At 54.4% G+C, this 19834-nt stretch carries 17 protein-coding genes; 12 read left to right on the top strand and 5 right to left on the bottom strand.

Annotation, left to right across the window (positions count from 1 at the left end; translation table 11 throughout):
• Positions 1 to 243: 243 nt before the first annotated feature.
• Positions 244 to 1293, bottom strand: a complete 1050-nt coding sequence (locus QVF11_RS09120) for an alpha/beta hydrolase (RefSeq protein WP_287856457.1) — start codon at positions 1291 to 1293, stop codon at positions 244 to 246.
• Between the two features lie 227 nt (positions 1294 to 1520).
• Between QVF11_RS09120 and QVF11_RS09115 the strand changes: the two genes are divergently transcribed.
• The 5 genes from QVF11_RS09115 (at position 1521) to QVF11_RS09095 (ending at position 5494) form a co-directional block, all read left to right on the top strand.
• Entirely contained in the window at positions 1521 to 1988 is a 468-nt protein-coding gene (locus tag QVF11_RS09115) for an aldo/keto reductase (protein ID WP_287856455.1), read from the top strand.
• Between the two features lie 117 nt (positions 1989 to 2105).
• A complete protein-coding gene (locus tag QVF11_RS09110) occupies positions 2106 to 2807 on the top strand; it encodes a heavy metal response regulator transcription factor (RefSeq protein ID WP_287856453.1) in 702 nt (233 codons plus the stop codon).
• Entirely contained in the window at positions 2800 to 4209 is a 1410-nt protein-coding gene (locus QVF11_RS09105; protein WP_287856451.1) for a heavy metal sensor histidine kinase, read from the top strand. The genes QVF11_RS09110 and QVF11_RS09105 overlap by 8 nt, the downstream gene beginning before the upstream one ends.
• Positions 4210 to 4278: 69 nt before the next feature.
• Complete coding sequence (locus QVF11_RS09100; RefSeq protein WP_287856449.1) at positions 4279 to 4758, top strand: (R)-mandelonitrile lyase; 480 nt, start codon at positions 4279 to 4281, stop codon at positions 4756 to 4758.
• Positions 4736 to 5494 (top strand): carboxymuconolactone decarboxylase family protein, encoded by a 759-nt coding sequence (locus QVF11_RS09095; protein WP_287856447.1) that lies wholly within the window; start codon positions 4736 to 4738, stop codon positions 5492 to 5494. Before QVF11_RS09100 ends, QVF11_RS09095 begins: the two co-directional genes overlap by 23 nt.
• On the opposite strand, the gene QVF11_RS09090 is transcribed toward QVF11_RS09095, so the two are convergent.
• The gene (locus tag QVF11_RS09090) at positions 5495 to 6397 is read right to left on the bottom strand and encodes a LysR family transcriptional regulator (protein WP_112217304.1); all 903 of its coding nucleotides are present in this window, start codon (positions 6395 to 6397) and stop codon (positions 5495 to 5497) included. It lies immediately after the preceding gene.
• A gap of 128 nt (positions 6398 to 6525) precedes the next feature.
• Here QVF11_RS09090 and QVF11_RS09085 point away from each other — a divergent pair, with 128 nt between their 5' ends.
• The 3 genes from QVF11_RS09085 to QVF11_RS09075 all read left to right on the top strand — a co-directional run bounded on the left by QVF11_RS09085 (position 6526) and on the right by QVF11_RS09075 (position 8926).
• Complete coding sequence (locus QVF11_RS09085; protein ID WP_142512865.1) at positions 6526 to 6933, top strand: cupin domain-containing protein; 408 nt, start codon at positions 6526 to 6528, stop codon at positions 6931 to 6933.
• Positions 6934 to 7058: 125 nt separating this feature from the next.
• Complete coding sequence (locus QVF11_RS09080; protein WP_287856445.1) at positions 7059 to 7910, top strand: aldo/keto reductase; 852 nt, start codon at positions 7059 to 7061, stop codon at positions 7908 to 7910.
• 26 nt (positions 7911 to 7936) lie between these two features.
• Positions 7937 to 8926, top strand: a complete 990-nt coding sequence (locus tag QVF11_RS09075) for an aldo/keto reductase (RefSeq protein ID WP_142512867.1) — start codon at positions 7937 to 7939, stop codon at positions 8924 to 8926.
• A 34-nt stretch (positions 8927 to 8960) separates the two neighbouring features.
• Here QVF11_RS09075 and QVF11_RS09070 read toward each other — a convergent pair whose 3' ends face one another.
• On the bottom strand, positions 8961 to 9854 hold the full coding sequence (locus QVF11_RS09070) for a LysR family transcriptional regulator (protein ID WP_112217289.1): 894 nt from the start codon (positions 9852 to 9854) through the stop codon (positions 8961 to 8963).
• 151 nt (positions 9855 to 10005) lie between these two features.
• On the opposite strand from QVF11_RS09070, the gene QVF11_RS09065 reads away from it, so the two are divergent.
• Complete coding sequence (locus QVF11_RS09065; RefSeq protein WP_287856442.1) at positions 10006 to 10785, top strand: SDR family oxidoreductase; 780 nt, start codon at positions 10006 to 10008, stop codon at positions 10783 to 10785.
• A gap of 250 nt (positions 10786 to 11035) precedes the next feature.
• Here the strand turns inward: QVF11_RS09065 and QVF11_RS09060 are convergent, their stop codons facing one another.
• Both QVF11_RS09060 and QVF11_RS09055 read right to left on the bottom strand, forming a co-directional pair.
• Entirely contained in the window at positions 11036 to 13723 is a 2688-nt protein-coding gene (locus QVF11_RS09060; RefSeq protein WP_112217291.1) for a cation-transporting P-type ATPase, read from the bottom strand.
• A 50-nt stretch (positions 13724 to 13773) separates the two neighbouring features.
• Entirely contained in the window at positions 13774 to 14205 is a 432-nt protein-coding gene (locus QVF11_RS09055) for a universal stress protein (RefSeq protein ID WP_112217292.1), read from the bottom strand.
• Positions 14206 to 14729: 524 nt separating this feature from the next.
• On the opposite strand from QVF11_RS09055, the gene QVF11_RS09050 reads away from it, so the two are divergent.
• The 3 genes from QVF11_RS09050 to QVF11_RS09040 all read left to right on the top strand — a co-directional run.
• Positions 14730 to 15815 (top strand): efflux RND transporter periplasmic adaptor subunit, encoded by a 1086-nt coding sequence (locus QVF11_RS09050; RefSeq protein ID WP_287856440.1) that lies wholly within the window; start codon positions 14730 to 14732, stop codon positions 15813 to 15815.
• On the top strand, positions 15815 to 18886 hold the full coding sequence (locus QVF11_RS09045) for an efflux RND transporter permease subunit (protein WP_287856438.1): 3072 nt from the start codon (positions 15815 to 15817) through the stop codon (positions 18884 to 18886). Before QVF11_RS09050 ends, QVF11_RS09045 begins: the two co-directional genes overlap by 1 nt.
• Positions 18887 to 18938: 52 nt before the next feature.
• Positions 18939 to 19834, top strand: an 896-nt coding sequence (locus QVF11_RS09040) for an acyltransferase (RefSeq protein ID WP_287856459.1), incomplete at its 3' end; no start/stop codon positions are given.

Below are 19834 nucleotides of genomic sequence, written 5' to 3'. Positions count from 1 at the left end.
ACTAAGCAGGCTTTTTGTTTTTCAACGCCATAACAGCTCGCTCCCCTATCCAAACCCTCGTCAAACATTTCGCACCTTAAACTCACAGCTCGCATTCTGAATACAAACCGCGAAACCCCGTTTAATGAATTATGCTCATAGCGCCTATTTATTGAACGTAATTATCTTAGCCGCCAACTCCATTACTCTGAATGCAGACAAGAACATAAACGGCCAACCTCCTGATGAGGCTGGCCTTACGACTTAAATATTGCTATCGAAGAAGTTATCGAGCTTGCTCATGGCCTGGTCGACATAACGCGGCACCCAGTAGGTCTCGATATGCGTCGCTCCGTCGATAAGGAACAGCTCTTTATTTGCGGTACCGGTGGCCTTTTTAAACGCGCTTTCGGTCATATACAGCGAATCTGCTTTGGTACCGGCCATCATCAGCAGCGGCTGGTTGATAAGATCCATATTGCTTTGCGCATCAAAGCGCATTAAATCGAGCAGGCTGCTGGTGGTATAGCGGAAGGTTGAGTTCGGATGAGCATGGGTTTTCCAGTAGTACTCGTAGCCCTGGCGATACAGATCAAATGGGAGTTTGGCGATTTGTTCATCGGTCAGGTTAGCATCACCGGAATAGCTGACCTCACCCGTGGTGACTTCTTTGGTACGCGCGTCACTTGCCAGCTTCAGACGTTCCTGGATAGTGGAAATCTGTGAATCCTGATAGCCATTGCGGCGCACCAGCCCGGAGTCAAACATACTGAGCGTCGCCAGCGCTTTAAAACGTTTATCGGTCTGCGCCGCTTTTAGCGAATAGCCGCCACTACCGCAGATGCCCAGTAGGCCAATACGAGCGGTATCAACGCCGGGATACTGGCTGAGATAGTCAGCCATGCCGTGAATATCCTCAATGCGATTAGCTGGTTTATCCACGCTGCGCGGCATACCGCCGCTGGCTCCCTGATAAGCCGCATCGGCGGTAATTGTAATATATCCATGCTCCGCCAGGCGCTGAGCATATAACCCGGCAACCTGCTCTTTCACGCCACCATTAGGATGGGCAACAACCACCGCCGGATATTTTTTAGCCGGATCGTAATTGGCCGGGGTGTATACATTGGCGGCAATCTGGATGCCGTGCAGATCATATTTTACCGGGTGGATATTGACCTTGCCTTTGACATTTTCAGTTATCGCTCCGTCATACACCAGAGTAAAAGGATTTTGTTTGTAATCAGCGGCATGCACCGATGAAATACTCATCATGGCCGTCAGTAAAACGGTATTTAAAAACGTAATTTTCATGATCTCTCCCGAATAAATAATGGCCTGAATTCACCAGGCTGGCGATGGCAAATAACGTATTCAGATTAGGAAGAGAGAACTGTCAGCATCATGACGAATGAATAACAATTTTGTCAGAAATATCTTGCACAGGTTTCTGACAACGCTGTCAGGAAACGGTCAGCTTTATGTTGGCAAGCGGGCGTCAGAATAAGCGCAGGCCAAACTACCGAGAAAAGGAGCCTTTCATGAGCAATAAACAACGATTCACCAACGACGCAGACGTCCCTTCTATGCCAGCACGGCGTAAATTGCTGATTGCGGGGGCCGGGGTCGCTGCAGCCTCGCTGGTCTCTCACGTTTACGCGACAGAAAAAACCGCTAGCGCCGGAGGTCAAAGCAACCTGCACTCTGCCGCACCGGATAAACGCAAACTGGGCTACCTCGAAGTGTCCGCTATCGGTCTGGGCGTACAGAACATGAGCCGTAAATACGACACTTCCGTGCCCTGGCGGCCGGAGATGGTGAATATCATTCGCCAGGCCTTCGATCGCGGCATCACGCTATTTGATGCGGCGGAAGCCTACGGCCCGTTTGAAGTTGAAAAAATCCTCGGCGAAGGTGTGGCCCCTTTTCGCGACAAAACTGTTATCGCCACCAAGTTTGCCTGGAACATCGATCAGCAGACCGGCAAGCGCCTTCAAACGCTGAAATGACCGAGCTCACCCGTTCACTGGATGCCATAACCATCAAAGGCCAAAGGCTACCCGATGCGGTACAGGTTTATTCCGATGTCGAAGCCCCCTTAAAAAACGGATAAGGACAGGATTGCTATGCGCCTGCTGTTAGTGGAAGACGAAGAAAAAACATCAAGCTACCTGACGCGCGCGCTGGGCGAATCGGGGTTCACGGTCGATGTTTCTGCCGATGGTGCCGAAGGCCTGCACTACGCGCAGGAGTTCGACTACGACGCGATAATCCTTGATGTCATGCTGCCGGGCATGGACGGTTACCGGGTACTGGAAAACCTTCGCACCAGTAAACAAACCCCAGTACTCATGCTATCCGCCCGGGGGTCCGTCGATGAGCGAGTTAAAGGCCTACGCCTGGGTGCCGATGATTATCTGCCCAAACCCTTTTCCCTGATTGAACTGGTCGCGCGCATTCAGGCGCTAGTGCGTCGCCGCTCAGCCAACGGCACAGATATTACGCAGTTGCAAATACACGATCTACACCTGGATCTGCTGGCTCGCCGGGTATTGCGCGCCGAAACTCGCCTGGAACTGACCGCCAAAGAGTTTTCCCTGCTCAGCCTGCTGGCCCGTCACCAGGGGGAGATCCTGTCCAAAATGATGATCGCCGAGCAGGTCTGGGATATGAATTTCGACAGCGACGCGAACGTCGTGGAAGTCGCCATCAAACGCCTGCGTGCCAAAGTTGATGCGCCGTTCGGGATCAAGCTACTGCATACCGTGCGCGGCATGGGCTATGTTCTTGAAGCCAGGCCTGAAGAAGTAATGGAAAAACATGTTTAAGCGCGCCATCTCGGTACATCTGGCGTTGATGTTCGCGTTGTCCGCCCTAATGATCGTCTCGACCATCGGCATTTTGCTGCGAAGCTCGCTGCATGACTCACTGCAAAAACAGATGCATAACGAGCTACTGTTTCGCGAATCATTAATGAGCCCGTGGATCGTATCGCGCACCTCAGCTGACGGCTGGTCTACGCTTGCCAGTAAATTTACCGTTCTGGCCAACTCTGAAGGCGAGCGGGTTCGCTACTGGATAGTCAGCGATAACCCTCATTTTAACGTGGGCGGAGCGCCCCCCTTCGGGGTTCAGTGGTCTTCGCTGACGGAGGGTTTCAATAAAATGCCCGGCGCTTCGCAAGGCGCATGTTCGCTTTTTCTGCTGGTCAAAACGATCCCCGCCAACGGTGAAAGACCGGCGCTACGCTATGTGGTCGCCATCGATTCCACACCATACATGGGCACGCTGGAGGCGTTCACGCGCACGTTGCTGATTATTACCGCACTGGGTGTGGTTATTGTCGCGCTGCTGGGATACATGGTCGCCAGAATTGGCCTGCGCCCGGTTAGCGCCCTAAGTCAGCAAGCGCAGCATCTGGCACCGGGCGATCATAGTCAGCGGCTCGATAGCACCGCACTGCCTGAGGAGTTGCAGCAGCTGGCACGGTCATTTAATGGTGTGCTGGAACGTCAGGAAATTGCCTGGCGGCAACTTGAAAGCTTTAACGCCGACGTAGCCCACGAGCTACGTACCCCACTCACCAACCTGATTGGTCAAACACAGCTCGGACTATCGCGCCGACGCTCACATGATGAACTTGAAGAACTGCTGGGTTCAAACCTCGAAGAACTTGAGCGGATGACGTCAATCGTTAACGACATGCTGTTCCTGTCACATGCCCACGCCGGTGTTCATGCCGTGCAGTTAAGCCGCGTCTCGCTACGTGAAGAGACGCTGAAAACGGCAGAATACGTGGAACCCTCCTTCGCTGAAAAACAGCTCACGCTGGAGATCGAAGGCGATGCCTCCGCCCATATCGATCGGCGTTTGTTCCACCGTTCACTGGCTAATTTGCTGGAAAACAGCGCAAGGCACGCGCCACCATGCAGTACGATTATCGTTCGCTTAAGCGAAAGTCAAAATCAGGCTTGTGTCGCGGTATCGAACCCCGGCGAGCCGATCGCCTCTGCCCATTTACATCGCCATTTTGAACGTTTTTATCGCGTTGATGCTTCTCGCGCTAAGAGCGATACCCATCACGGACTAGGCCTCTCAATCGTTCATGCCGTGGCTATTATGCACCGGGGCGAGGTTTTTGCGCGCAGCGAAGAGGGCCACAATACCTTTGGCCTCACCTTCGCCCTCACACCGCCAACTGACAACAATGTCAGCCAACCGTCAGCCTGACGACATGGAACGCCCATTAGAATTATCGCAACGCAGTACCCCCTTCATTGACATAAAAGGACGCCCTGCATGATTGGAAAATTAGGTTATCTCGCGCTGTTACTGCCGTTTGTCGCTTTCTCTTCATTAACCGAGGGGCAAAACGCCTCGGTGCAGATTACGCCTGCCGGGAGCCAAAGCGCGATGGCAGGCCCCGCTGAAAACTTTACCGGACGCGTGCGGGTCGACCCGTTATTCAGCGCCGACAAAGACATCAGCGCCTCCGGCGCATACGTTACCTTTGAGCCCGGCGCGCGTTCTGCCTGGCACACCCATCCTGCCGGTCAACGGCTGATCGTGACCTCCGGCGTCGGCCTGACTCAGGAGGAAGGACAACCCGTGCAAACCATCCGTCCCGGCGATGTCGTGGTATGCCCGCCAGGGGTTAAGCACTGGCATGGAGCCGCGCCCGGCAGCGCGATAACGCATCTGACCGTAACGGGTACGGTCGCGGGTAAAAACGTTGAATGGATGGAGAAAGTGACGGATGAACAATACCACGCGCATTAAAACGCTAACGGCAGCGGCATTGTTGATTTTTGGTTGTAGCCTTTCGGTAAATGCAGCCCCGACGACGCAAGGAGCCTCTACGATGGAGAACCAACAAACCGCCTCCACTACGCTATCTGCTCGCCAGCAGGCGATCCCGCTGATCGCCGCATCAATGGCCAGCAGCCAGATGGACAAGCTGAACGCAGCCCTAAATCAGGGTCTGGATGCCGGGCTCACGATTAACGAAACCAAAGAAATCCTCGTCCAGCTCTATGCCTACACCGGCTTCCCTCGCAGCCTTAACGGATTGAGTGAATTGATGAAGGTGGTTGAAACGCGTAAACAACGCGGCATCAATGACATCGAAGGAAAAGAGCCGGTCAGCCCAATTCCCGTCGGCGCGGAACTGCGCGCCGTGGGTACCGCAAACCAGACCAAAATCTCAGGCGCACCGGTACAGGGGCCGCTTTTTGAATTTGCCCCGGTGATTAATCAGTTCCTACAAACGCATCTATTTGGCGATATCTTTGCCCGCGACAACCTCGACTGGCAGAGCCGAGAGCTGGCAACAGTTGGCGCGCTCGCCGCTACGCCGGGCGTGGAATCGCAGCTGCTGTCGCACACGCGGGCCAGTCTGCGGGTTGGACTCACTGCCGAGCAGCTACGCCAGTTGGCGCAGGTGCTACGAGAAAATGGCGAAAGCGAAGCGGCTATGCGTGCTGACCATGCGCTACAGCAGGCGTTGTCCAGCTGATCAATCCCGTCGATGCCAGCGCAAAGCGTCAACCACCAGCGTAAACGCCGCCGGGAGATGCTGGCGACCAGGGTAATAAAGATAGTACCCCGGGAAATGCGGGCACCAGTCGGCAAGCAAGGGTATCAGCGATTTAGTGGCGATATCTTCCGCCACTAAATCGCGGGGCACATAGGCGATACCTGCCCCGTCCAGCGCCGCCTGAATCATCAAAAAGGTATTGTTAAAAACGGTTTGCCCATCGACCCGAACGTTAATTTTTTGACTGCCCTTTTCAAACTCCCAGGCATACAGCGCGCCGTGGGTGGGCAACCGCAGATTAATGCAGTTATGCGCCATCAGATCTTCAGGGCGCGTCACCGCCGCCCTACCGGAAAGATAACCGGGTGCTGCAACCACCGCCATCGGCACATCGGGGGTAATGCGCACCGCAATCATGTCTTTGTCCACCTGATCGCCCATCCGCACCCCCGCATCAAAGCGTTGGGCCGCAATATCGGTCAGTTCATAGCCAACGCTGAATTCAATGTTGATATCGGGGTGTTCATTTAATAAAGGCTGAAGTCGGGGCCAGAGTACGGTGACGATAGCATGATCGTTGGCGGTAATACGCACCGTTCCGGCAGGCTTATCACGTGAAGCACGCAGCGAGATCAATTCCGTCTCAATCTCATCCAGACGCGGTGCTAGCACGGCCAGCAAGCGGTTCCCGGCATCGGTTGGTGAGACGCTACGCGTGGTACGGATTAATAACCGCACGCCCAGGCGCTCTTCCAGCCCCAGCAGCGTATGGCTCAGCGCCGAACGAGAGATGCCCAGTACAGCCGCCGCTCGGGTAAAACTGCGCTCCTGGGCCACCGTCACAAAAGCCTGTAAATCGTTTAATTTTTCTTTACTCATAATTGGTGAATTTTTTGCACCAGTGCATTCATATTTGGGCATCTTATCATTTAATCAGGCTTTCATTACACTTTACACAGTGGATCCCGATGAACAACGTCGGGACGCTTAAATTAAAACGCGGAGACAACATGAACGAACAATTTGACGGCAACGGTATCTTCCCTAAAGGGGAGAAAAACGAAGCCTATGCGCAGTATTTTCAGGGCACCAGCTACCTGAGCATGCTCTCCACGGAAGGGGTTAATATCGGCAACGTGGTCTTTGAGCCAGGTTGTCGTAACCACTGGCATATTCACCATAAGGGCGGACAAATCCTGCTGGTGACGGGCGGACGCGGCTGGTATCAGGAGTGGAACCAACCGGCACGTGAGCTGACCGCCGGGGATGTGGTCAATATCCCTGCGGGTGTCAAACACTGGCACGGCGCGACCGCCGATAGCTGGTTTGCCCACCTCGCCGTAGCGGTTCCCGCTGAAGGTGCATCCAACCAATGGCTGGAGCCGGTTGCTGACGAAGAGTACCGTCAGTTGCCATAAGTTTCGCAATAGCAGGGTTCGCCAATTCATGAATCCTGCTAATTAACCCTAGAAAATTACGCCCTCTAATCGAATAAATCACTCTGCGCTATGCTTCTCTGACACAAAAGAGGAAGGATAACGTCATGCAATCAGTAACACTGAACAACGGTATTGAAATGCCCCTGCTGGGCTTTGGCGTCTTTCAGATGACCGATGCCGCAGAGTGTGAGCGCGCCGTTGTCGAGGCGATTGAAACAGGCTACCGCCTGATTGATACCGCCGCCTCCTACCTGAACGAAACTCAGGTCGGCAACGCGCTCAAGCAGAGCGGCATTGAGCGCGATGAGCTTTTCGTCACCACCAAACTGTGGATGCAGGACGCCAGTTACGAAGGTGCCAAAGCGCAGTTTGAGCGTTCGATAAACCGCCTGCAGTTGGATTACGTCGATCTCTATTTGATTCATCAGCCTTATGGCGACGTTCACGGTGCATGGCGCGCCATGGAGGATCTACAGCAGGCCGGGAAAATTCGCGCTATTGGCGTGAGCAACTTCCACCCGGACCGCCTCGCTGACCTGATCGCCTTCAATAAAGTGGTACCGGCTGTCAACCAAGTTGAGGTGAACCCGTTTAATCAGCAGCTCCACACCGTGCCGTGGATGCTAACCCGCGGCATTCAGCCTGAAGCGTGGGCACCTTTTGCTGAAGGCAAAAACGGTCTGTTTCAGCATCCGGAGTTAACCGCCATTGGCGAAAAATATGGCAAAAGCGTCGGCCAGGTCGTCCTGCGCTGGATCTTCCAGCGCGGCATCGTCTCGCTGGCGAAAACCGTACGTAAAGAGCGCATGGCCGAAAATATTAACGTGCTGGACTTCGAACTGAGCGCCGACGAAATGCTGCACATTACCGCCATCGACACCGCCACCAGCGCCTTCTTCTCGCATCGCGACCCCGCCCGAGTGGAATGGCTTGCCGGTCGTAAGCTGGACGTTTAATCAGAAACCCACGGAGATGTAACGCAATGCAAAAACGTTTTCTTGGTCAGTCCGGGCTTGAAGTCTCGGCACTCGGCCTGGGCTGTATGGGCCTGAGCCACGGCTATGGCCCGGCCACCGATACCCGTCAGGCCATCGAACTGATTCGTGCCGCCGTTGAGCGCGGCGTAACCTTCTTCGATACCGCCGAAGTGTACGGTCCGTATCTGAATGAAGAAGTGGTCGGCGAAGCGTTAAAACCGTTCCGCGACCGGGTGGTGATCGCCTCCAAATTTGGCTTTACCTTCGGCGATGACAACAAGCAGCAGATTTTAAACAGCCGCCCGGAACATATCCGCGAAGCCGTCGAAGGCTCGCTGCGTCGTCTGAAAACCGACGTCATTGACCTACTGTACCAGCACCGCGTTGACCCCGATGTGCCGATTGAGGACGTTGCCGGCGTGGTGAAAGACCTGATTGCCGAAGGTAAGGTTAAACACTTCGGCCTTTCTGAAGCGGGCGCGCAAACCATTCGCCGCGCCCATGCCGTGCAGCCGGTTGCCGCGCTGCAAAGCGAATACTCAATGTGGTGGCGCGAGCCTGAGCAGGCGATCCTGCCGGTACTGGAAGAGCTGGGGATTGGCTTTGTGCCGTTCAGCCCGCTGGGCAAAGGCTTTTTAACCGGCGCAATCAAAGCCGGTACCACGTTCGGTGAAGATGATTTCAGAAGCAAAGTGCCACGTTTTGCCGCCGAGGCTATTGCAGCCAATGAACAGCTAGTCACCCTGCTTGGCCAGTTGGCCGCCGAAAAAGGCGTAACTCCGGCGCAGATTGCGCTGGCCTGGCTGCTGGCGCAAAAACCATGGATTGTGCCGATCCCCGGCACCACCAAGCTGCATCGGCTGGAAGAGAATCTGGGCGCTGCTGAACTCGTCCTTTCAGCGGAGGATTTGCGTAAAATCACCCAAGCGCTGGAAACGGTGAAAATCGTCGGCGAGCGCTACCCTGCCGCCTTAATGGCCCGTGTCGGGCGTTAAGGTTAAATTCGGCCTGCGGGTTGCCGCAGGCCGTTTACTCAGAATAACGCAGCGCATCAATCAGCAGGGCAAAGGCCGGTGGGTGCTGTTTACGGCTGGGATAATAAAGGTAATATCCCGGAAAAGAGGGGCACCACTCATCGAGAACCTGAATCAGATCTCCTGATTTCACCAGACCCTCAATCGTATCCTCCGGCACGCAGGCAATACCGAACCCGGACAGGGCCGCGTCAATTCTTTCCGATAGCAGATTGAACGTCAGCTGCCCCTCCACCCTGACGCGTAGCGGCTTTCCGTCCCGCTCAAACTCCCAGTGATAGAGTCCTCCGGCGGTCGGCAGACGCATGTTGATACAGCGATGATTTTGTAGTTCATGCGGAGTTTGGGGAATTTTATGTTCCGCGAAATAGCCGGGTGAACCCACCAGCGCCATGCGCATATCCGGGCCGATTTTCACGGCGATCATATCTTTATCGACGCTTTCGCCAAGGCGGATACCGGCGTCAAAACGCCCCTCCACAATATTCACAAAGCCATTATCCGCCACCAGCTCAACGTTGATTTCCGGATACTCCTTGAGAAAAGGCTTAAGCTTCGGCCATACCAGACTGCGCGCGGAGTGTTCGCCTGCCGAGAGCCGAATATTGCCGGATGGCGCGCGATTGAGCTGAATAACGGCTTCCAGTTCCTGTTCCAGATCGGCAATGCGCGGCTCCAGGCAGGCAATAATGCGCTCACCGGCTTCGGTCGGCGCGACGCTACGGGTGGTTCGGGTCAAAAGACGGATGTCTAAACGCTCCTCCAGACCCTTTATCGCGTGGCTAAGCGCCGATTGCGAAACGCCAAGCTTACCCGCCGCTTTGGTAAAGCTTCGCTCCCTCGCAACGCTCAGAAAGATCTGCAGTTCGTTGAAGTTCTCTTTAAGCATCGGTGGGCTCCTTAGTTAACTTGATTGCCCGCACGCAGAACTTATGAAGGCGATTCATAGACGCAATCATTTTAGCCTCGTTACTCTGCATAATGGCAATTGATATCCTGTTTTTAACGCATTTATCTCTGAATTGAACCCAGGATTACTCATGAAAATACTCATTGCAGGCGCGACGGGCAGTATCGGTCTTCACGTCGTTGAAACCGCGATCGAAATGGGCCATCAGCCCATAGCGTTGGTCAGAAATCGGCGCAAAGTCAAACTGCTCCCCCGCGACGCGCAGGTTGTCTACGGCGACGTCTCCATGCCGGAGACCTTAACGGATGTGGTGAAAGATATTGATGCCGTCATCTTCACCCTTGGCTCCGATGGTCAGGGACGTATTGGCGCCCGGGCGATAGACTACGGCGGCGTGCGCAATATCCTGAAGCTGCTTAAATCAACCCAGGTGCGAATTGCGCTGATGACCACCATCGGCGTCACCGAGCGGCTCAGTTCATTTAACCAGCGCACGGAAGTGCATGACTGGAAGCGTCGGGCCGAGCGCCTGCTGAGGGCCAGCGGTCATCCCTACACCATCGTCAGGCCGGGCTGGTTCGATTACAACCATGAGAATGAGCTTAAGTTACTGATGCTACAGGGCGATCGCCGCCATGCTGGCACCCCGGACGATGGCGTAATCTCGCGAAAACAAATTGCCAAAGTTCTCGTTTCAGCCCTGACCAACGACGCGGCAATCAATAAAACCTTTGAGCTGGTAGCTGAGCGCGGCCCGGAGCAACCCGATTTCACGCCATTATTTGCCGCATTGCAGTCTGATAATTCGCAAAAAGTAGACGCAATTGCGGATATGGACAATATGCCTCTGGTCGATGAACCCGAGTGTATCGTCAGAGAATTAAATACGTTTTTGAAGCAACGTATTTAAACGCAGGGCTAACTCAGTACGGGACACGGCGGGAACAGGCTCTTCCCGAGCAGCAGTTGTATGCGCGCGAAGCTGACGGCCTATCGCAACAACCCGGTTAAACGCAAAGATTGATCCATTAAGATCGTGTTCTTTGTCTGACGTAGATTATCTTCCCGGTGGCGGCGCGCTGCGCCTGACCGGGCTACAGCCCCTGCGGTATGCGGTTTTGTAGCCCGGACAGGTGCGCAGCACCACCTCCGGGAATGACTCAGGCCGTGCGCCACTTGCGCGTCAGCGGCTTCTCAATTTCTACAATCAGGAACATCACAAAACCGATAATAAAGGTGATCACCCAGTAGCGGAACGGCAGCGCTTCGGTACCGAACAGCATCTGCATAAACGGCGCGTAGATAATCAGCAGCTGCAGCACCAGCAACACGCCGCTGACAATCCAGATACCCCGGTTCGCCAGCAGCCCTTTGCTCAGTGAGAAACCATCCGCCACCCGGCAGTTGAGCATATAAAACCACTGCGCGGTGACCAGCGTCTGCAACAGTACGGTGCGGATAAACTCAGGTGAGTAGCCTCGCGGCTGTAGCCAGGCCTCCAGCACAAAGGCGCTCACGGCGATCATCGAACCGACAAAAATTACCCGCCAGATGGCAAAGCCGTCCATCACATGCAGCTTAGGATCGCGCGGCGGACGCCGCATGATGTTCTTTTCACCGGCTTCGAACGCCAGACCAAACGACAGCGTGGCCGACGTCGCCATGTTCATCCACAAAATCAATACCGGCGTCAGCGGAATCAAATTCCCCGCCAGCAGCGCGATAATGATTAACAATCCCTGTGCCAGGTTGGTCGGCATAATAAACAGGATAGTTTTCTTCAGGTTATCGTAAACCCGCCGCCCTTCCCTGACCGCACTGGCGATGGTGGCGAAGTTATCATCGGTCAGCACCATATCAGCGGCCTCTTTGGTCACTTCGGTGCCCTTGATGCCCATCGCGATACCAACATCAGCCTGCTTCAGCGCCGGGGCGTCGTTCACCCCATCGCCGGTCATCCCGACCACCTCTTTCCTGCTTTGCAGCGCCTGGACCAGACGGAACTTATCTTCCGGACTGGTGCGGGCAAAAATATCGAATTTCTGCGCCGCTTCACTAAGCTGGATATCATCCATCACCTCCAGCTCGCGCCCGGTAATGGCGTTCCCGGCGTTGCCGATCCCCAGCATCTTGCCGATACTCATCGCCGTTTGCGGGTGGTCCCCGGTGATCATTTTCACGCGGATCCCCGCCTGCAGGCAGTCGCCGATAGCGGTAATGGCCTCCGGTCGCGGCGGATCCATCATCCCGGCGATCCCCAGCAGAATGACGCCCTGCTGCAAATCCTGATGGGTGAGTTCGGTTTGCCCGTCAGACGCCGGTTTCCACGCTGCCGCCACCATTCGCAGCCCTTCCCGCGCGTACTCTTCAATTTTCGCTTCCCAATACGGTTGGTCCAGCGGCTCCAGCCCATGGTCGGTTTGCTGATGCTGACACAAGCGGAACAGCACATCTGGCGCACCGGTAATTAAAATCGTCTCTTCATTGCCGATGCGGTACAGCGTCGACATATATTTGTATTGCGAATCAAAGGGGATCTTACTGCGCAATTCGGTGCTCGCCGGTGGAAGCGTCACTTTCGCCGCCAGCACCTTCAACGCCCCTTCCGTAGGGCCGCCAGTGATTTTCCACAACCCGCTTTCATCTTTGATTAGCTGGCTGTCGTTACACAGGTCGATGGTGCGCAGATAGCGCTCCAGCAGCGTGCCCGGCGCGACGGTTATCGGATCCGGCTCATCGATCGGATGAATATTCCCCACCGGCTCGTAGCTGTCCCCTTCCACCCGATAGACTTTATCGGCGGTGATAACGGCCTTAACCGTCATCTCGTTCATGGTCAGCGTCCCGGTTTTATCCGAGCAAATAACCGTCATCGCCCCGAGGGTTTCGACCGTCGGCAGCTTGCGGATAATCGCCTTCTGGCGAGCCATGGTTTGCACGCCAAGCGAGAGGATAATCGAGATAATCGCCGGCAGCCCTTCCGGTACCGACGCCACCGCAAGGCTAATCAGCGACAGCATCAGTTCAGAAACCGGCATATCGCGGAACAGCAGGCTAAAGACGAATAGCGCAGCCATCATCACCAGAATGATGATAAAGATCGCTTTGCCGAGCTTATCCATCTGCACCAACAGCGGAGTACGGTGTTTCTCGATATCCGCCATCATCTGGTTAATATGGCCCAGTTCGGTATCGCCGCCGGTCGCCACCACCAGGCCTTTGCCGCCGCCGGAGCTTACCGTGGTGCCTGAGAACAACAGGTTCGTCCGGTCACCCAACGGCAGTTCGCCGCTAAGCGCTTCGGTACTTTTCTCCACCACCGTTGATTCACCGGTCAGAATCGCCTCTTCCACGCGCAGGTTATGCGCTTCGATAACCCGCAGGTCTGCAGGAATGCGGTCGCCGGCGCGGATCACCACGATATCGCCGGGGACCAGCGCCGTGGTCGGAATGGTTTCATGATTCCCCTGACGAACCACCACCGCTTCGCTGGAGAGCATATTGCGAATGCTCTGGAGCGATTTTTCCGCATTACTCTCCTGAATATGACCAATCAGGGCGTTGATCACCGCCACGCCGAGGATCACCAAAGTATCGACCCAGTGGCCCATCACCGCCGTCAGCAGCGCCGCCGCCAGCAAGACGTAAATCAGCACATCATTAAAATGCGCCAGAAAACGCAACCATGCCGGTTTGCCCGCTTTTTGCGGTAGCGCATTTTCACCGTACTGCTGTAATCGCGCCGTCGCTTCAGCGCTGCTGATGCCATCGGGAGTGCTGTTGGTGCTGGTCAGGGTTTCATCCACGGAGAGCTGATAAAACGGGCCGCCCGGTTTTTCTGTATTCATAGTTATCTCCTCACTCCTGTAACGGAAATCAGGGCAGCCTCAGGCTGCCCTTAGCGCACCACAAAAACTGGCACATGGGCATAACGCACGATACTTGCCGCCTCTGACCCCAACAGATGGGTTTGAATATTGGGATTGCGTGAGCCAATGATCACCACATCCACCTTCAGTTCATCTGCCAGTTTCGTCACTTCATCGCGGACGTTGCCGCTACGAACATGAATCTGGACATCGCTTTCCTTCAGAGAGAGTTTATTGATGAGTTCGGCAAGTTTTTCTTTTGAATTATTAACCAGATAGTCTTCCATTTTTCGCGCATCGGAAATAAATCCGCGCGTTAGTGCAGGAGAAAATGTCGGGATGACGTTGAGTAAATGAATCTGCCCGGAGGAGCTTTGCGCGAGGAATTGAGCATGGGACAAAGCCTTGTCCGCAAGGCCGGTTTCAAACACATCAACCGGGACGAGGATATTTTTATACATAGAGACAATCCTTTTATTACCTATAAAAAAGGTGGTGAAAACAGCGCAGACAATGGCGCTGAGGAAGAAATCTCGACTCGAAGTATGATGGGTATAATTAAACGTAGCACACGGCGATTAACATTATTAAGATGCCAATTAATATATTGAAAAATATCACAGAGTCAGGTGCACTTAGACAATTCGACTAAAAACACAGCAAAATCGTCAACATTACCGCAAATTTTACTCTTTTTAACATTTCCGTTTTTCAACGACTATGCTCATTATCAGAGGCCTTCGCGCCCTCTAAAAACCACTCAATAATTATGCAGATAAGAATTTACTTAGCACAATGTTGATACCAGAGGAGGAGCAATGTTCGGCTACAGCCTGTTTCGCCTGAGCCTGTTTATTGCCCTGGCAATAATCGCCTGTACGGCTTCCGGGTTATTTACCTATTTAGTGGTCTCAGCGCTGGCTGAATAAAGTCGGCATTTGTGAAAAATATGTAAAATAAAACCTTTAGCACCGAGGGGAATACAGTGAACCGTTATTTTTCTCTCATTCCCGTTGTTATTTTAATAACAACGGCTTGCGATCAGAAAACACCGCAAGTTACCCCGCTGCCGCGGATGGTAAAAGTTGCGAATGTCGTCGCCATTGGTGATTCACAGCAGCGCATTTTTCCTGCCCGTATTGAATCCGGAGATTCTACCGATCTGTCGTTCAAACGCGGTGGACAGATTGAATCCCTTGATGTGCGTCAGGGAGCCAGTATTTCTCAGGGGCAAACGCTCGCCCGGCTCAACGCTCGGGAAGCGCAGCAACGCGTCAACGAACGGCAGACCGCTGCAACCCTCGCTCAGCGACAGTTCGACCGCTTCCAGACGCTGGCCGGCCGCCAGGCCATTTCAAAAGCGGAAATGGATATCCAGCAGGCCAACCGTGATTCCGCTAACGCCGCGCTAAAAATCGCCCGCGAAGAGCTAAGCCAAATGACGCTCACCGCGCCGTTTAGCGGTATTGCCGCCAGCGTCCCGATCCGTAATCACCAGGTTGTCGCCGCCGGACAGCCGATCGTCACCCTGACGAGAACCGATCTGCTCGACGTGGTGTTCAGCATTCCGGAGAATCTTTTTACGACTATTGATATCCGCAATGCGCAGTATCGTCCGGTGGTGAAAATCAACTCCATGCCGGACCGCCAGTTCACCGCCGAATATAAAGAACATACCGGTAGCAGCGACAGCAACACTCTGACCTGGCAGATCATTTTAACCATGCCGCGCCCGGCCGATTTCCCGTCAGTGGGCGGCGTGAGTGGGACCGTGACGGTCAATCTGGCAAACCTGCCCGCCAGCGCGGGCGATAAAGCCGTCGTGGTGCCGGTTGAAGCAGTATTTAATCCGGATAATCGCCAGCGCAATGAGCCCCACGTCTGGGTGGTTAAAGGCGAAGGCGAACAGCTACAGCTTGAGGACAGGAAAGTTGGCGTCGGCCAGGTCACCTCTCAGGGAGTGGTCATTACCGAAGGGCTCAGCGTCGGCGAACGCGTCGTGGCGGCAGGCGTCAGTGAACTGCATGCGCAGCAACCGGTTCGAATCTGGACGCGTGAACGAGGTTTGTAATGGATATCTCTCGCCAGTTTATTAACAACCCGATTCGCGTCTGGCTGACTATTTTACTGCTGGGCATCGGGGGTATTTTCGCCCTGCTGAATATCGGTCGCCTTGAAGACCCGGCGTTTACCATCAAGACCGCCGTGGTCATAACCCACTATCCGGGAGCATCGGCGCAGCAAGTTGAGGAAGAAGTCACCCTGCCGCTGGAGAACGCGCTGCAACAGCTGCCCTATCTGGACAACGTCAGCTCAATTTCCTCCAATGGTCTGTCGCAAATCACCGTCAATATCGCCTCGAATTATCACTCCAGCGAACTGCCGCAAATCTGGGATGAACTGCGCCGTCGGGTAGGAGACGCCGCCCGGATGTTCCCGCCCGGCGTGGCCTCCCCCTTTGTGAACGACGATTTTGGCGATGTCTTTGGCTTCTTCTTTGCTATCTCCGGCGAGAGCTTTACCAACCCTGAGCTGGTCCGCTACGCCGAGCAGCTCAGGCGCGAACTGGTGCTGGTTCCCGGCGTTGGCAAAGTCGCTATCGGCGGTGCGATCCCGCAACAAATCAATATCGATATCTCGCTGGCAAAAATGACCGCACGCGGCATCACGCTCAACCAACTGGCGGCAATCCTCAGCCGTTTGAACGTAGTGTCTAATGCCGGTGAGATTAAATCCGGCAGTGAGTCAATTCGCCTGCATCCAACGGGGGAGTTTGAAAATATCGACGAGCTGGGTGATTTGTTAATCAGCCCACACGGCTCGGGTTCAGCGACGCGATTACGCGATATTGCCACGCTATCGCGCGGGCTCAGCGAATCCCCTTCCAGCATTTATCACGCCAATGGCCGCCAGGCGGTCACCATGGGGGTGTCGTTTATCCCCGGCGTCAACGTCATTGACGTTGGTCGCGCGCTGGAAAGCAAACTGGATCAGATGTCGGCGGAAAAACCGGCGGGGATTAAGATAGACCTGTTCTATGACCAGGCTGCGGAAGTGGCTCACTCGGTGAACGGCTTTATTACTAACTTCCTGATGGCACTGGCCATTGTCGTCGGCGTGTTGCTGATCTTTATGGGCGTGCGCAGCGGTATCATTATTGCCCTGTCATTAGCGCTTAACGTGCTCGGCACGCTGCTGATTATGTATCTGTGGGGCATCGAGCTACAGCGTATCTCGCTGGGGGCGCTGATTATCGCCCTGAGTATGCTGGTCGATAATGCCATCGTCATCGTCGAAGGGGTACTCATTGCCCGCCAGCAGGGTTCGACGCTGCTCACGGCGATTAATTATGTGATTCGCCGCTCGGCGCTGCCGCTGCTGGGGGCAACGGTGATTGCCATTCTCGCCTTTGCGCCGATTGGCTTGTCGCAGGACTCCACCGGAGAATACTGTAAATCACTGTTCCAGGTGCTGCTGATTTCACTCATGCTGAGCTGGTTCTCAGCGTTAACCATCACGCCAGTATTGATTAAATGGTGGCTATTCAAAGGGCAACAGCCACCTGCTGAAACCTCGGATACCGACCCCTACAGCGGGCGCTTTTATCGCATTTATCAGCAGATTCTGCACACCCTACTGATGCGCAAAGCGATCACCCTGACCGTCATGGCGGCGCTGCTGGCAGCTTCGATATGGGGATTCGGTTCGGTGCGGCAGAACTTTTTCCCCTCATCGAACACGCCTATCTTCTTTGTTGACCTCTGGCTTCCCTATGGCACTGATATTGCGACAACCGAAAAGATGGCCAGCGATATTGAAACCTCGATTAACGGCCAGCCGGGCGTTGTCACCACCATCGCCACCGTTGGTCAGGGCAGCATGCGTTTTATCCTCACCTACAGCGGGCAACGGCAATACAGCAACTACGCGCAGATCATGGTACGCATGGACGACCAGCGCAGTATTAACACTCTGACGCAGCATGTTGACAGCTATATTGCGCGCAACTATCCGCAGGTTAATGCCAGCAGCAAACGGGTGATGTTCGGCCCTTCCGGCGATAGCGCCATTGAAGTGCGCATCAAAGGCCCGGATCCCGACCGCCTGCGCCTGCTCGCCAGCCAGGTGGGCGATATTCTCTCCGCAGACCCGGCCACCGACGGCGTGCGCAACGACTGGCAGAACCGCAGCAAGGTTATCCGCCCACAATATTCCGCCAGCTTAGGCCGCGAACTGGGAGTAGATAAACAGGATATCGATAACGCGCTGGAGATGAATTTCTCCGGTAGCCGTGCGGGACTCTATCGCGAAGGGGCTGACCTGCTGCCGGTGGTGGTTCGCCCACCAGCCGCCGAGCGCCAGGATGCTAACCACCTGAATAATGTGCTGGTCTGGAGCCAAAACCGCCAGCAGTATATCCCGCTCAGTAACGTGGTCAGCGGCTTTAATCTCGAGTGGGAAGATCCTTTGATCCTGCGCCGCGACCGCAGCCGTGTGCTGACGGTACAAACCGATCCCGATCCATTAAGCAACCAGACTTCCGGCGATATTCTGGCCCGCGTGAAGCCACAAATCGATGCCCTCGCCCTGCCGCACGGCTACAGTATTGAGTGGGGCGGCGATGCGGAGAATTCCAGCGAGGCGCAGCAGGGGTTGTTCACCACCCTGCCGCTGGGCTATCTGGTGATGTTCGTTATCACTGTGCTGATGTTTAGTTCACTGAAAAATGCGGTCGCCATCTGGCTGACGGTACCGCTGGCGCTGATTGGTGTGACCCCGGGCTTTTTGCTTACCGGGATACCCTTTGGTTTTATGGCGTTGATAGGCTTGCTTAGCCTGAGCGGGATGTTGATTCGTAACGGCATCGTGCTGGTTGAGGAAATTGAGCAGCAGAAGCAGGAAAAACCGCAGCAGGAAGCAATTATTTATGCCGCCACCTCGCGTCTGCGCCCTATTCTGCTGACCGCCTTCACCACCGTTCTCGGTCTGGCCCCTTTATTATTGGATGTCTTCTTCCAGAGTATGGCGGTGGTGATTATGTTTGGTCTGGGTTTTGCTACTATTCTGACGCTGCTGGTTCTGCCAGTGATTTACGCCTGTTTCCATAATAAGAGCCTATCCCACCAGGTTCTAAGGGTATGAAGCCACAATAATGAACACCACCGGATTAAATATTATTAAAACGCTGGGATGCATGACAGCGGTGACCTTTTTCACCATTTACAACACCTGGGATCGATATGATTACGACTATCACTGGGTCCTCGGTTTTCTGACGTTTATTTCGACCATAGCCACGCCGCTGTTTTTTGTGGTGGCGGGCTATCTGGATTCGCAATCGCGGCACGATTCGCAGTGGCAAATGGGTAAAATCAAAAGCGTAGTTATCGTCTTCCTGTTCTGGATGACGGTGTACTATCTCTGGGAACCCTACCAGCGCGGTTATCTTATCCAGCCGTGGTTTGTTTTTGCCTTTATTGTGATTTACACCTTTCATCCACTTATCGAGTGGCTCAGCCAGCGACGCACGCTATTCTTCGGCGTGGTATTTGCGCTGCTGTTGCTCTCATATGGCTACGATCTGCTGTCCGCGCTATATCCTGATGTTCATGCGCTGAGCCTGGCCCCTCAGTACCGTTTGTGGACCTGGTTGCTGTTTTACCTGACCGGCCAGCTGTTCAGCGATCCGCTGGTCGCCAGTTGGCTGACCCGTGAGAGAGTAGTGAAAGGCGCGATGATCGCCATTCCGTTTATTTATCTCTTCACCTGGTTTTACGAGCGCCATTTCTTCTTCGCCCTCTTTAAGGCTGACAGAAATGCGTTCATTCTTACCGGATCACAAATTTATATTTTGGTGGTGGCGCTGGTGATTGCCGCCAATGGCGTACGGTTTCGTAAAAACAGCGAGTTTAAAGAGACCATTCTGGCGACTATCAGTAAAACGATGACCGGCGTCTATATTCTCCACTACTCCGTTTTTCATCTGCTGACCGCGCTTATCCCAATTAGCTCGCTGGGGACCAAGTTAATGCTGATTGTCCTGACGTTCATCGCCTCGGTGTTAATTTCAATGCTGGCGCTGTCGAATTC

It is taken from the genome of Klebsiella sp. (assembly GCF_027492335.1).
Classification (GTDB): Bacteria; Pseudomonadota; Gammaproteobacteria; order Enterobacterales; family Enterobacteriaceae; genus Klebsiella; species Klebsiella huaxiensis.
The sequence above is the reverse complement of the archived record's forward strand: the minus strand, read 5'-3'. Positions and strand labels throughout refer to the sequence as shown.